The organism is Enterobacter cloacae complex sp. 677-3DZ2D5B, assembly GCF_004136695.1.
GTDB classification, from domain to species: Bacteria; Pseudomonadota; Gammaproteobacteria; order Enterobacterales; family Enterobacteriaceae; genus Enterobacter; species Enterobacter hormaechei_C.
In genome coordinates this window covers 1-12,986 of sequence record NZ_QFLS01000001.1, presented here as the reverse complement: position 1 = coordinate 12,986, position 12,986 = coordinate 1, and the positions used below count along the sequence as shown (strand labels likewise).

At 60.3% G+C, this 12,986-nt stretch carries 11 protein-coding genes; 2 read left to right on the top strand and 9 right to left on the bottom strand.

Annotation, left to right across the window (positions count from 1 at the left end):
• Nucleotides 1-83 precede the first annotated feature (83 nt).
• Genes entF through fes form a run of 3 tightly spaced genes read right to left on the bottom strand, consistent with a single transcriptional unit; the run spans nucleotide 84 to nucleotide 5,360 of the window.
• Nucleotides 84-3,941 (bottom strand): enterobactin non-ribosomal peptide synthetase EntF, encoded by a 3,858-nt coding sequence (gene entF, locus DD597_RS00055; protein WP_129255848.1) that lies wholly within the window; start codon nucleotides 3,939-3,941, stop codon nucleotides 84-86.
• Entirely contained in the window at nucleotides 3,938-4,150 is a 213-nt protein-coding gene (locus tag DD597_RS00050; protein WP_003858806.1) for an MbtH family NRPS accessory protein, read from the bottom strand. Before DD597_RS00050 ends, entF begins: the two co-directional genes overlap by 4 nt.
• Nucleotides 4,151-4,160: 10 nt before the next feature.
• Nucleotides 4,161-5,360 carry an enterochelin esterase gene (gene fes / locus DD597_RS00045; protein ID WP_058675299.1) on the bottom strand — a complete coding sequence of 400 codons (1,200 nt, stop codon included), beginning with the start codon at nucleotides 5,358-5,360 and terminating at the stop codon, nucleotides 4,161-4,163.
• A 146-nt stretch (nucleotides 5,361-5,506) separates the two neighbouring features.
• Between fes and DD597_RS00040 the strand changes: the two genes are divergently transcribed.
• Both DD597_RS00040 and entD read left to right on the top strand, forming a co-directional pair.
• Complete coding sequence (locus DD597_RS00040; RefSeq protein WP_129255847.1) at nucleotides 5,507-7,747, top strand: TonB-dependent siderophore receptor; 2,241 nt, start codon at nucleotides 5,507-5,509, stop codon at nucleotides 7,745-7,747.
• Nucleotides 7,748-7,909: 162 nt separating this feature from the next.
• Complete coding sequence (entD, locus tag DD597_RS00035; RefSeq protein WP_023315586.1) at nucleotides 7,910-8,599, top strand: enterobactin synthase subunit EntD; 690 nt, start codon at nucleotides 7,910-7,912, stop codon at nucleotides 8,597-8,599.
• Here entD and DD597_RS00030 read toward each other — a convergent pair.
• The 6 genes from DD597_RS00030 to DD597_RS00005 all read right to left on the bottom strand — a co-directional run bounded on the left by DD597_RS00030 (nucleotide 8,535) and on the right by DD597_RS00005 (nucleotide 12,821).
• On the bottom strand, nucleotides 8,535-9,374 hold the full coding sequence (locus DD597_RS00030) for a metal ABC transporter permease (protein WP_003858815.1): 840 nt from the start codon (nucleotides 9,372-9,374) through the stop codon (nucleotides 8,535-8,537). The two genes, entD and DD597_RS00030, sit on opposite strands and share 65 nt — an antisense overlap.
• Nucleotides 9,371-10,219, bottom strand: a complete 849-nt coding sequence (gene sitC / locus DD597_RS00025; protein ID WP_022647369.1) for an iron/manganese ABC transporter permease subunit SitC — start codon at nucleotides 10,217-10,219, stop codon at nucleotides 9,371-9,373. The genes DD597_RS00030 and sitC overlap by 4 nt, the downstream gene beginning before the upstream one ends.
• Nucleotides 10,216-11,022 carry an iron/manganese ABC transporter ATP-binding protein SitB gene (gene sitB, locus DD597_RS00020; RefSeq protein ID WP_022650559.1) on the bottom strand — a complete coding sequence of 269 codons (807 nt, stop codon included), beginning with the start codon at nucleotides 11,020-11,022 and terminating at the stop codon, nucleotides 10,216-10,218. The genes sitC and sitB overlap by 4 nt, the downstream gene beginning before the upstream one ends.
• A gap of 2 nt (nucleotides 11,023-11,024) precedes the next feature.
• Nucleotides 11,025-11,936, bottom strand: coding sequence for an iron/manganese ABC transporter substrate-binding protein SitA (gene sitA, locus DD597_RS00015; RefSeq protein ID WP_003858820.1), 912 nt, complete (start codon nucleotides 11,934-11,936; stop codon nucleotides 11,025-11,027).
• A 211-nt stretch (nucleotides 11,937-12,147) separates the two neighbouring features.
• Nucleotides 12,148-12,432, bottom strand: coding sequence for a NadS family protein (nadS, locus tag DD597_RS00010; RefSeq protein WP_003858821.1), 285 nt, complete (start codon nucleotides 12,430-12,432; stop codon nucleotides 12,148-12,150).
• A 2-nt stretch (nucleotides 12,433-12,434) separates the two neighbouring features.
• Nucleotides 12,435-12,821, bottom strand: a complete 387-nt coding sequence (locus DD597_RS00005; protein ID WP_032610190.1) for a type II toxin-antitoxin system RelE/ParE family toxin — start codon at nucleotides 12,819-12,821, stop codon at nucleotides 12,435-12,437.
• Between the last annotated feature and the right edge of the window lie 165 nt (nucleotides 12,822-12,986).

Below are 12,986 nucleotides of genomic sequence, written 5' to 3'. Positions count from 1 at the left end.
TCACCCCGGCCCTCTCCCACAGGGAGAGGGAGCAAACCATCCCCTCTCCCCGTGGGAGAGGGTTAGGGTGAGGGGCATTTGCACTATCCTAAAATTTCCTTCAGTACCGGCCCAATTTTCTCAAACGCCTGCGGTGAAATAATATCCACGTGGGCGCAGTCCTGGCTGTAGACCTCCAGCTCGCCCACCCACGGCGCCCACGCGGCCTGAGGATCCTGGGTTCGCGTTCGCTCGGCGACAAACAGCGTCGCTTTACCGTCAAAGCGCGCGCTGTGTGCGGTGGTGAGCAGCCGCACCGCGTCGGCGTAGTTGCCCTCAATGGCGTTAAACAGCTCGCTGGAGCCCTGCCCCTGCTGGGCGGCGATAAACGCCTGACGCTCGCGCTCGATCTCTGCCAGCACCGCCGGGTCGAGGCCGTTGGCCTCTTTCTCCGCCCAGTTCTGGGTTTCCGGCGGCCAGGTATCCAGCAGGCCGAGGAACGCCACCGCTTCACCCTGCTCGCGCAGGCGGGCCGCAATGCCCTGCGCCAGCGTGCCGCCGAGGGAATAGCCGAACAGGTAATACGGCCCCTGCGGCTGCTGCTTACGCAACGTGTTCAGATGATGTTCGATTACTCCATCGAGATCCGCGCACTGCTGCATCGGGCCGTTTGGCCGCGGCGACTGAATGCCGACGATGGACCAGCGCGGGCTGAGGTAGCGCGCCAGGACGCTAAACTGCCAGGCAAAGCCGGACGCCGGATGGAAGCAGAACAGCGTCGGGCCGTTGCTTTCACGCAGCGGCAGAAGGGTTTCATACCCCAGACGCTGCGCCTGCTCGTCGCTCATCTGCGAGTCCAGCAGGGCGCTAAGCTTGCTTACCGTCGAGGCGACCATAATCTGCCCCGGCGTGACCTTACGGCTGAACGCACGGCTGAGCTGAGCCGCGAGGCGCATCGCCAGCAGCGAGTGGCCGCCGAGGGCAAAGAAATCGGCCTCGATATCGTTCACCGCGCAGCCCAGCAGGGAAGAAAACGCCTGCGCCACGGCCACTTCGGTTTGCGTCTCAGGTGCGCGACCGGAAGTTCTGCTGGTCAGCTCCGGCAGCGGCAGCGCCTTGCGATCCAGCTTGCCGTTGGCGCTTAACGGCAGCGCGCTGATTTGCAGCAGCACCACCGGCACCATATGCGGTGGCAGCTGGGCTTTGAGTGATGCAAGCAGCGCGTCGCGGTCCAGCGGTAAGCCAGATTCAGAAACCACGTACCCCACCAGCTGTCGGGCATCGCCACCCGTCGCCGCTGCCTGGTTGAACACGCAGGCGTGCGCCACGGCCTGGGCCACGTCCGGCAGCGACAGCATCGCCCGGTCGATTTCGCCCAGCTCAATGCGCTGTCCGCGGATTTTCAGCTGGTCGTCGCTGCGGCCCAGATATTCCACCGCGCCGTTATCCAGCCAGCGGGCAACGTCACCGGTGCGGTACATCCGCTCGCCCGGCGCGAACGGGTCGGCGATAAAGCGGCTGGCGGTAAGGTCGGGGCGTCCCAGATACCCCTGCGCCAGCTGGATGCCGGTGAGATACACATCCCCCGCCACGCCGAACGGTACCGGGCGCATCATCGCATCCAGAATGCGCAGCCCCGTATTCCATACCGGGAAACCGATCGGCACGCTGTTGCCCTCCACCGCCGCCAGCTCGGGGCCGTACGCCGGATACCAGCTGACGTCCACCGCTGCTTCGGTCGGGCCATAGAGGTTGTGCAGCGGCGCATGGGTGAGCTGTTCCCACTCGCGGCACAGCGCAGTCGGCAACGCCTCGCCGCTACAGAACACCAGCTTCAGCGTCCTGCAACAGTGGGCGTTTTCCGGCGTCAGTGAGGCGACGAACGCCGCCAGCATCGACGGCACGAAGTGGGTGGTGGTTACGCCATATTCTGCGAAGAAGCTCTGCATCGCCTGCGGATCGCGGTGCGCGTCCGGCTCGGCCATCACCAGCTTCGCCCCGGCGATAAACGGCCACCAGAACTCCCACACCGACACGTCAAAGCTGCACGGGGTTTTCTGCGCCACCACGTCATGCGCCGTCAGTGGATAATGATCCTGCATCCACTTCAGGCGGTTAACGATGGCGGTATGGCCGACCATCACCCCTTTTGGACGTCCCGTCGAACCGGAGGTAAAGATGATGTACGCGGTTTGCTCCGGCTTCGCCAGGCGCAGAGGTTCAGCACCGGTGGCCGGTAATAGTGTGTTGTAACTAAAGGTGGCGATCGGCAGATCGCTAAAGCGCGGAAGCTGCTCGTCGGTGGTAATGAGCAGGGACGGCTTCGCGTCCTCGAGCATCATCCGCAGGCGATCGTCCGGGTAGCCGGTGTCGAGCGGCAGCCACGCGGCGCCCGCCTCCACAATGCCGTGCAAGGCTAACGTCAGGAATACCGAGCGCGGAAGCGCCACCGCCACGCTGTCGCCCGGCTTCACGCCGCGCGCGCGCAGCAGGTTTGCCAGCGCGACCACCTGCTCGCGCATCTGGCGGTAGTTCAGTTCAGTATGGGCATCCGCCAGCGCGGGGGCGTCCGGCGTTTTGCTCGCCTGCTCCGCGACCAGATCCGCCAGCGTGGTGGACGGCAGCGCCAGCCCGGTATCGTTGATGCGCGCCAGCCGGGCGTATTCCTGCTCTGATACGGTGTCCACGTCGCCACAGCGCAGGTCCGGGTTGGCGGCAAACTGCGTCAGCATTGCGTTCAGCCGCGCCGCGTGACCCTTTAGCGTCGCCTCGTCGTAACGCTGCCCGTTGGCGAGGATCTCAATGCTCAGTCCGCCCTGCTCGTCCGGGAACAGCGCAAGCTCCAGATCGTTCACCGGGCCGGTCGCCAGCGTGTGGGTAATGGCCTCCACGCCGTCGATATCCAGCTGATAATCGAACACCTTGACGTTCAGCACCGGACCAAACAGGGCTTCATCGCCTGCGGCACGTCCGCTGTCGCGCACGATCTGCTCGGCGTCGTAACGCTGATGGCGACGCATCTTTTTCAGCTGGTTCGCCAGGCGCAGCGCCAGTTCCGGCAGGCTCTCGTGCGGGCGAATATTCACCGCCAGCGGCAGGACGTTGAGCACCGGTCCGGTCGCGGTCAGCGCGGCGGAGCCCATGCGGCGCATAAAGATAAACCCGGCGGCGTAGTCCAGCCGTCCGGTCAGGCGGCCCAGCCACAGCACCACCAGCGCAAGCGCCAGATCGGTACGCTGCGCCTGGCCTGCCATCTGTGCAAGCTGGCTGAAAGCACGTCCGTCCATCGCCATTTTCAGGCGCAGGATGTCGGTGGTGGCGGCGTGTCCAGGCAGGGGCGCGGAAGAGAGCGAGACCGGAGAAGGAAGCTGTTGGCGCTGTTCGGCCCAGAAAGCACCGTCGCGCTGATACGCCTCACTGTCGCGATAGCGCTGATACTCCTCCACCACCTCGGCGAACGGGGTAAACGGGGAGGCGGGCGCGGGTTCCCCTTTCTGCCACGCAGCGTAAATGGCGGCGATCTGACGCGTAATGGCCGGGAAACTGAAGCCATCTACCACCAGATGATGATACCGCTGATACCAGTACCAGTGGCTTTCTTCCACCAGGATCAGCTGGTGAAACGCCAGCGGCTGACCGCTGTCGACGCGCAGGTTCTGGTTGAGATCGGCCTCCATCAGCGCCACGGCGGCGTCGTGGGAGTCAACGCGCACGATGGACGGCTCCGGCAGGAGCATGGCCTCATCGATCCACTGCCACACCTCACCGTTATCTTCGGCAAAACGCATCCGCAGGGTGTCGGCCTGCATCATGCCTTCAGCGATGGCTTTTGCCAGCAATGGCGCATCGATAGCGCCTTTCAGCTCGGTATAGTGCGCGACGCTCCAGGCGTTTGGCAGGGAGGAAAGCTGCTCTGCCATCCAAATCCCCGGCTGGGCGGCGACAAGAGGGAGACGGTTCATGCGCGCTCCCCCGCAAAATAAAACGGCTCAAGCGTCTGCCACTGTTCCGCCAGCCACTGCTGGCACGCCTCCTGAGATTGCGGTTCGCAGACCACGCGCCAGCCCGCGGGCAACTCGCACTGCTGCGGCCACAGGCTGTACTGCCCCTGGTCATTTTGCAAAATGGCGAACTGTCCCTGCGGATTATCGAAAGGATTGCTGAATTCCATACAGACTCCGTTATTGAATAAGCGGCTGCCAGAGGGTCATCAGCCCCTGCGTCAGCCCACCGCGCCAGCAAAGCGCATCGTGTCCGCCGTCAACCTGACGCCAGAAAACCGGTTGCTGAGTGTGTAGTTCGGCGAAGATCGCCTGGTTTGCGCGCAAAATAAGCGGCTCGTTGCGCCCGGCCTCAAGGACGATGCGTAGCCCGCGAGCGGTTTTTTCACCCGCTTTGAGTTGTTCGATGAGCAGCCCGTCCTGCTGCGCGCCGCGGTGCGGCCACCAGTAGGATCCGGACTGGCTGAGGATGCAGCCAAAACGCTGCGGCCAGTTGAGGCCCGCATAGAGGGAAGAGAGTCCGCCGAAGCTCTGACCCGCCACCACGGTATGGTCGGCGCGGTCGCTGAACGGAGCCATGCTTTTCACTTGCGGGAGAAGTTCTTCCTGCACCGCCAGCCAGAAATCAGGGTTGCACGGCAGCTCGCGGCTGCGGTGTGCGGTGTCAATGACGTCAATTAAGATATAAACCGCAGGCGGCAGTTTGCCTTCATGGGTGAGCGACGCCAGAGCAGGCCAGACGGGCATGCTTTCGGCCCAGAACTGCCCGTCAAGGAGCACCGCCAGCGGGCGCTCGGGGCTTTCATCCCCGGTGGTAAAAATCCACACGCGGCGACGGTTCTTCAGACGCGCGCTGTGCCAATCAATACAGACAGGCTTATTGTAAGGGGTATCGGGATGGTTCCAGCCGGGCTGTACGGGCGCCTCCGGCATCTCCAGCGCCGAGACGGCGTGCCCGCGCCCGCCGCGCCAGCTCTGCGGATTCAGCGGGTCGGACACCGCGTGCGGCAACAGTTTACGCCAGCCTTCGCGCAGCGCCATGCGGTCCGGCTGCTCGCCTTCAAACACTGCATCGGCAAAATCGTTTTCGTTATCGGAGGGGATAAAACAGTAGCTGCCGCGCCATTCGGGGCTGAACTCGCCCTGCCACTGCCAGACGTCAGTATCCGGGATACGTTCAAGGGATTGCGGACGGGCATTTTGATGGTGATCGGTCACGCCGGTGACGTAGAGCCAGACGCGTTTCACCGTCGAGCTTTTCTGCGTTCCCGCCGGGTCCCGCCACCAGAATGTCACGCGATAGTTTTCCTGATGACGTTCCCGTTCCGGCCCGTTTTTCGCCTGCCACCACGCTTCACTTCCGGTTGTTAACGCCGTCACCCTTATAACCCCATGTTTAACAGTCTTTTTTGTTTCAGAGCAAATTTTATTGATAATATTATTGATAACTATTTGCATTTGCAATAGCGTAATGCCCGCGCTGTGGGAAGCGCGCGCATTAAATAACCATAAAAGCGGGACGTACAATGAATAAGAAGATTCACTCTCTGGCCTTGCTGGTCAATTTAGGGATTTATGGTGTCGCGCTGCCCGCCATGGCAGACGATAACACCGCCTCCGCGCAGAACGAAGACACCATGGTGATCACCGCCGCCGAGCAGAATTTGCAGGCGCCGGGCGTGTCGACCATCACCGCCGATGAGATCCGCAAAAACCCGCCAGCGCGCGACGTGGCGGAAATCATCCGCACCATGCCGGGCGTTAACCTGACCGGCAACTCCACCAGCGGCCAGCGCGGGAACAACCGTCAGATTGACATTCGCGGCATGGGCCCGGAAAACACCCTGATCCTGATCGACGGCAAGCCGGTTACCAGCCGCAACTCCATCCGTCTGGGCTGGCGCGGCGAGCGTGATACCCGCGGCGATACCGGCTGGGTCCCGCCGGAGATGATCGAGCGCATCGAAGTGATCCGTGGCCCGGCTGCTGCCCGCTACGGTAATGGTGCGGCGGGCGGCGTGGTGAACATCATCACCAAAAAATTTGACGACCAGTGGCACGGCTCCTGGAACACCTACCTGAACGCGCCAGAGCATAAAGACGAAGGTTCCACCAAACGCACCAACTTCAGCCTGAGCGGCCCGCTGGGCGGGGATTTCAGCTTCCGCATGTACGGTAACCTGGATAAAACCCAGGCCGACGCGTGGGATATCAACCAGGGTCACCAGTCTGACCGCACGGGCGCTTACGCCAACACCCTGCCCGCAGGCCGTGAAGGTGTGGAAAATAAAGACATCAACGGCGTGGTGCGCTGGGACTTCGCGCCGATGCAGTCGCTGGAGTTTGAAGCGGGCTACAGCCGCCAGAACAACCTGTATGCGGGCGACACGCAGAACACCAACAACGACAACGCGCTGGTGAAGAAGAACTACGGTAAAGAGACTAACCGTATCTATCGTCAGAACTTCGCCGTGACCTGGAACGGCGGCTGGGATAACGGCATCACCACCAGCAACTGGGCGCAGTACGAGCACACCCGCAACTCTCGTCTGGGTGAAGGGCTGGCAGGCGGTCTGGAAGGCCTGTTCAACAGCAATAAATTCACCGATACCGATCTGGCCGACGTGATGCTGCACAGCGAAATCAACCTGCCATTTGATTTCATTGTGAACCAGAACCTGACGCTCGGCACCGAGTGGAACCAGCAGCGCATGAAGGACTCAACCTCCTTTACACAAACCCAGCAGGGGGGCACCATCCCGGGCATGAGCGAAGATCGTAGCCCGTACACGTCAGCGGAGACCTTCTCCCTGTTTGCCGAAAACAACATGGAGCTGACCGACAGCACCATGCTGACCCCTGCCCTGCGCTTCGACCACCATACTATTGTGGGTAATAACTGGAGCCCGTCCCTGAACCTGTCGCAAGGTCTGGGGGATGACTTCACCCTGAAGATGGGCATCGCGCGCGCCTATAAAGCGCCAAGCCTGTATCAGACCAACCCGAACTACCTGCTGTACAGTAAAGGCCAGGGCTGCTACGCCAGCTCCGACGGCGTGGGCTGCTACATGATGGGTAACGACGATCTGAAAGCGGAAACCAGTATCAACAAAGAGATTGGCCTGGAGTGGAAACGCGACGGCTGGCTGGCTGGCGTGACCTGGTTCCGCAACGACTATCGCAACAAGATTGAAGCAGGCTACGCGCCGATTGGCCAGACGTCCACCGGCAAAGTCACCACCGACATCTACCAGTGGGAAAACGTGCCGAAGGCGGTAGTGGAAGGTCTGGAAGGCTCCCTGAACGTGCCGGTCAGCGGCACCATCAACTGGACCAACAACATCACCTACATGCTGCAAAGTAAGAACAAGGAGACCGGCGATCGTCTGTCGATCATCCCGGAGTATACGCTGAACTCTACCTTGAGCTGGCAGGTACGTCAGGATGTCTCATTGCAGTCGACCTTCACCTGGTACGGCAAGCAGCAGCCGAAGAAGTACAACTACAAAGGTCAGCCGGTGACCGGGTCTGAGAAAGACGAAGTCAGCCCCTACAGCATCGTTGGCCTGAGCGCGACCTGGGACGTGACCAAAAACGTCAGCCTGACCGGCGGCGTGGACAACGTCTTCGACAAGCGCCAGTGGCGCGCGGGTAACGCCCAGACCACGGGTAATACCACGACGGGTGCGTATATGTACGGCGCGGGTGCGTATACGTATAATGAACCGGGTCGCACCTGGTACATGAGCGTAATTACGAGGTTCTGATACAGGCAGTGACTTCCCCCTCTCCCTGTGGGAGAGGGCCGGGGTGAGGGCGAGGTAAAAGCAAAACGGCAACCCCGTTGCCGTTTTTAGTGTTTGCTCCCTCTCCCTTTGGGAGAGGGCCGGGGTGAGGGCATCAGGCCGCACAATACTGAAGGAAAAGCCATGCACACCACCCACAGCACATTTTCTCTCGCTGGCCACACCCTCCACCGCATCACCTTCGACCCCACCACCTTTACGGACGCCGATCTCCTCTGGCTCCCCCACCACGCCCAGTTGGCTAACGCCGGACGCAAACGCAAGGCCGACCACCTCGCAGGCCGCATCGCCGCCGCGCACGCCTTACCTGACTACACCATGCCCGCCATCGGCCCCAGCGGGGAACCGCTCTGGCCGCAAGATATTTCCGGCAGCATCACCCACAGCGGCACGCAGGCGATAGCCGTCGTCACGCAATACCCGGTGCTTATCGGCATCGATTGTGAAACGATCCTCTCCGAAAACGAAGCCAGGGAAATCAAAGACGGCATCATTGATACACAGGAAGAACCTGTGCTTTCCCGCCTGGGATACCCGTTCGCCCTCGCCCTGACGCTGGTCTTCAGCGCCAAAGAGAGCCTGTTTAAGGCCCTCTTTCCGCAGGTACAGGCCTGGATGGGTTTTGACTGCGCCCGCGTTACCAAGCTCGACGACAAGACGCTCACGCTGGCGTTGACCCGTCAACTGGCAGGCTTTGAGGAAGGCACCGCCTTCCCCCTGCACTGGCAGCAGCACGGCGAACAGGTCATCACTCTGCTGTCACACGCTCCTGGCGACGAGCCTTCACGCTGGTCACCACAAACGTCACGATAAACACCATCGCGAACAGGACCACAATGGTCGGCGCAGGCGCGCTGTCGAGATAAAACGAGGCATAAACGCCGCTTACCGACACCAGCGCTGAAACGGCGACCGCCACCAGCAGCGCCATGTGAAAGCGTCGGGTAATCAGCACCGCCACCGCGCCGGGGGCAATCAGCAGGGAAATCGACAGAATGATCCCCACCGCTTTCAGCGTCGCGACGATGGTCAGCGAAACCATGCACAGTAAGCCGTAGTGCAGCCAGCGGGTGCGCAGGCCACTCGCCTGCGCCTGCTGATAGTCAAAGCAGAACAGCAGAAAATCGCGCCACTTCAGGCCAATCACCAGCGCAATCATCCCCGCGACGAGACCGCTTTGCAGAATGTCCATCCCGTTAATACCCAGCATATCGCCAAACAGAATGTGGTCGAGATGCACCTCAGGTTTGACAGCGATATAGAGGATCAGCCCGGCGCCGAACATGCCGGAAAAGACGATCCCCATGACCGTATCCTGTTTGATGCGGCTGTTATCCTTCAGGTATCCGGTGGCGACCGCGCAGAACAGACCGGCCACGAACGCGCCCAGCGCCAGCGGCAGGCCCATCATCCAGGCCAGCACGACGCCGGGAAACACCGCGTGGCTCATGGCGTCGCCCATCAACGCCCAGCCTTTCAGCACCAGAAAAACCGACAGCAGCGCGCAGGGCACGGCCACCAGGAGTGAAATCAGCAGCGCGTTGTTCATAAACGCAAACTGGAAGGGTTCGAGGAGCAGCGTCATCATGGGTGTGCCTCCCGCGCCCGACGACGGCTGGCAAGCAGTCCGTGCTTCGGCGCAAAGACGAACGCCAGCAGGAACAGCAGCGTCTGGGCGACCACGATAATGCCGCCGGTGGCGCCGTCCAGGTAATAGCTGGCCCATGCGCCGAGGAAGCTGGTGATGCTGCCAATGGCGACGGCAATCATCAGCAGGCGCGGGAAGCGGTCGGTCAGCAGCCACGCGGTCGCGCCGGGCGTGACCACCAGACAGATCACCAGAAACGCGCCGACGGTTTGCAGCGCCGCCACGGTAGAGACCGCCAGCAGCGTGAAGAAGAGAATTTTCAGGCGTTCAGGACGCAGGCCGATGGCGCGGGCGTGGTTCTCATCAAAAAAGGTCACCATCAGATCTTTCCATTTGAACAGCAGGATAACTATCGACACCACGCCGATAATCGCCAGCTGGACGATATCTTCCGGGGCGATAGCCAGAATATTGCCGAGGACGATGGTCTGAATGTTCACCGAAGTCGGGTTGAGCGAGACCATAAACAGCCCCAGCCCGAAAAACGAGGAGAAGATCAGCCCGATAATGGCGTCCTCCTTCAGGCGGCTGCGCTGGTTGAGAAACAGCATGCTGCCCGCCGCCAGCCCGCCCGATAAAAACGCCCCCAGCGAGAACGGCAGCCCGAGCATGTAGGCGCCCGCCACGCCGGGCACGATGGAGTGCGACAGCGCATCGCCGATCAGCGACCAGCCTTTAAGCATCAAATAGCAGGAGAGAAACGCGCACAGCCCGCCCACCATCGCCGAGACCCACATCGCGTTGAGCATGTACTCGTAGCCGAAGGGTTCGAGAAGCGCGTTCATTTGGCCTCCTGTCGGTGCGCCACGAAGGGGCGTTCGTCGTCGGTAATAATGCGATCTTCCGAGCCGCTGAGCACCACGTGGCGCAGCACGCCGCTGAAGGCGCGCTCAAGATTCTCGGCGGTAAAGGTGATATCCGTCGGGCCGCTCGCCAGCACGGTGCCTTTGACCATCACCGTGTAATCGCAGAATTCCGTGACCGAGCCCAGATTGTGGGTCGAGACCAGCATCGTTTTACCCTCGTCGCGCAGCTCCCGCAGCAGGCTGATGATCCTGGCTTCGGTTTTGACGTCCACGCCGGTAAACGGCTCGTCGAGCAGGATCACCTCGCCCTGCTGGGCAATCGCACGGGCCAGAAACACGCGCTTCTTCTGCCCGCCGGACAGCTCGCCAATCTGCCGATGGCGCAGCTCGAGCATATCCACACGCTTCAGGGCGTCGGTGACGATCTGCTTATCGCATTCTTTGGGACGACGCAGAAACCCCATATGCCCGTAGCGGCCCATCATCACCACGTCCTCGACGAGCACCGGAAACGACCAGTCGACCTCTTCCGACTGCGGCACGTAGGCGACCAGGTTCTGACGCAGCGCCCGGTGAGGCGGCAGCCCCAGAATGGAGATAGTGCCGCTCGCCGCCCGCACAAACCCCATCACCGCCTTAAACAGCGTGGACTTGCCGGAACCGTTCACCCCCACCAGGGCAGCAATCGATCCGCCCGGCACGCTGAACGACGCGTCGCGCAGCGCCGTGTGGCCGTTGCGGTAGGTCACGGTCACGTCGGTTACAACAATACCTTTCTGCATGATTACTCCTTCATCCCGTCGCGGATGCCCTGCACCAGCGTGCGGGTGGTGACGTTCAGCAGATCGATATAGGTTGGCACCGGGCCGTTTTCCGCGCTCAGAGAGTCGACGTACAGCACGCCGCCATAGTGGGCGCCGGTTTCACGCGCCACCTGACGGGCGGGCTTATCGGAGACCGTGCTTTCGCTGAACACCGCCGGAATGTGATGTTTTTTCACCAGATCGATAACCTTGCGCACCTGCTGGGGCGTGCCCTGCTGATCGGCGTTGATCGGCCACAGGTAAAGCTCCTTCAGGCCCAAATCCCGCGCCAGATAGGAAAAAGCCCCTTCGCTGGTCACCATCCAGCGTTTGTCTTCCGGTATCTCCGCGACCTGCTTGCGCAGCGGTTCGAGAGTGGCGGTGATCTTCTGCTTGTAAGCATCAGCGTTGCGCTGATACGTCTGTGCGTTGGCCGGATCGTACTTCACCAGCGCGTCGCGGATGTTATCGACGTAAATCAGGGCGTTGTCCGGCGACATCCACGCGTGCGGATTGGGCTTGCCGTTATAGGGCCCTTCGCTGATGCCCATCGGGGTGATGCCTTTGGTGACAATCACCTCCGGCACACCGTTCAGATGCTGATAAAAGCGCTGGAACCACAGCTCCAGATTCATGCCGTTCGCCAGGATCAGCTGTGCCTTCTGTGCGCGTTTGATATCGCCCGGGGTGGGCTGGTATTCGTGAATTTCCGCGCCCGGTTTGGTGATGGAGGTGACCTCTGCGGCATCCCCCGCCACGTTTTTCGCCATATCAGCGATAACGGTAAAAGTGGTGATGACCTGGAACTTTTCAGCCGCCAGCGCGCCCGTGGTGGTCGCGGTCATGAGCAGCGCGCCGAGCAACAGACGCTTCAATCCTTGCCGTGGATGCATCGCAGAAGTCTCCTGAGGTGATTAAAATCAAAGCAAAATTAGCCTGTGCTATAAGGTATAGCACAGGCTATATTTAAATGAAAATAATTATCATTAAAGTTGTGTCAACGGAGGGAGAGCCTGATGGCGCTTCGCTTATCAGGCCTACGGTAAAGCAGTTTTGGAGTTTTGTAGGCCGGGTAAGCGCAGCGCCACCCGGCATAAGGGCGACTCACTGCCCGGCAAGTGCCTTATAAAATGCAGGATTCTCCCGAATCACATTAAGTACCTTCGCCGCCAGCCCGGTTGGGTTGCGACGTTTAGACTCCCAGCTCTTTATCGTATCGACGCTCGTGCCAAGCGCCTTCGCCATTTCGCTTTGCGTGATATTGAGCTGCTCTCTGATGGCGCGCACATCAGCAACTTCATAGCGGGTTACCCGGGAAGCGGCTTTTCTTCCGTTATGGATCTCAACGGCCTCTTCAAGCGAAGATTTTAATTCATTAAAAATACTCATTATCAGCCTCCACCTGCCTGATTAGGGTACATAGTACACCTCAAATTTACGGCACTGGAAGCAGTATTTTTCAGAATGGAAGTCAGCTTTTTAAGTTCTGCTTTCTCTGTCTCTGTCAGGCTGTCCTTTATGCATTTTGGATAGGCCATAATGAAATAGATCACCTCCTCTGTGGCAAGAAAGTAAATCACTCTGATCCCCCCTCTCTTTCCCTTTGAGCCTGCCGCCATCCTTATTTTACGTAACCCCCCCGTCTGCTGGATCAGGTCACCTTTATCAGGCCAGGCAATAAGTTCCTTTTGCAGATCCTTTAATTCATCATCCGTAGCAATGCTTTTAATCTGTCGGGTAAAGAGTGATGTTTCGATAAACTCTATCGCATGACTCATCCATAGTTCCTTCCCTAAACGCAGCAAAAGCCCGAATGCTTCAGCATCAGGCTCTTGCTGCATGGTTACTCTTCCTTGAGTAATGCTGCGCCAAATAACTGTATTTATATGGGTCTTCCCTTGTTGTGGTGGCTGAAGGCATGATAATGGTGTATTTAATCGCCA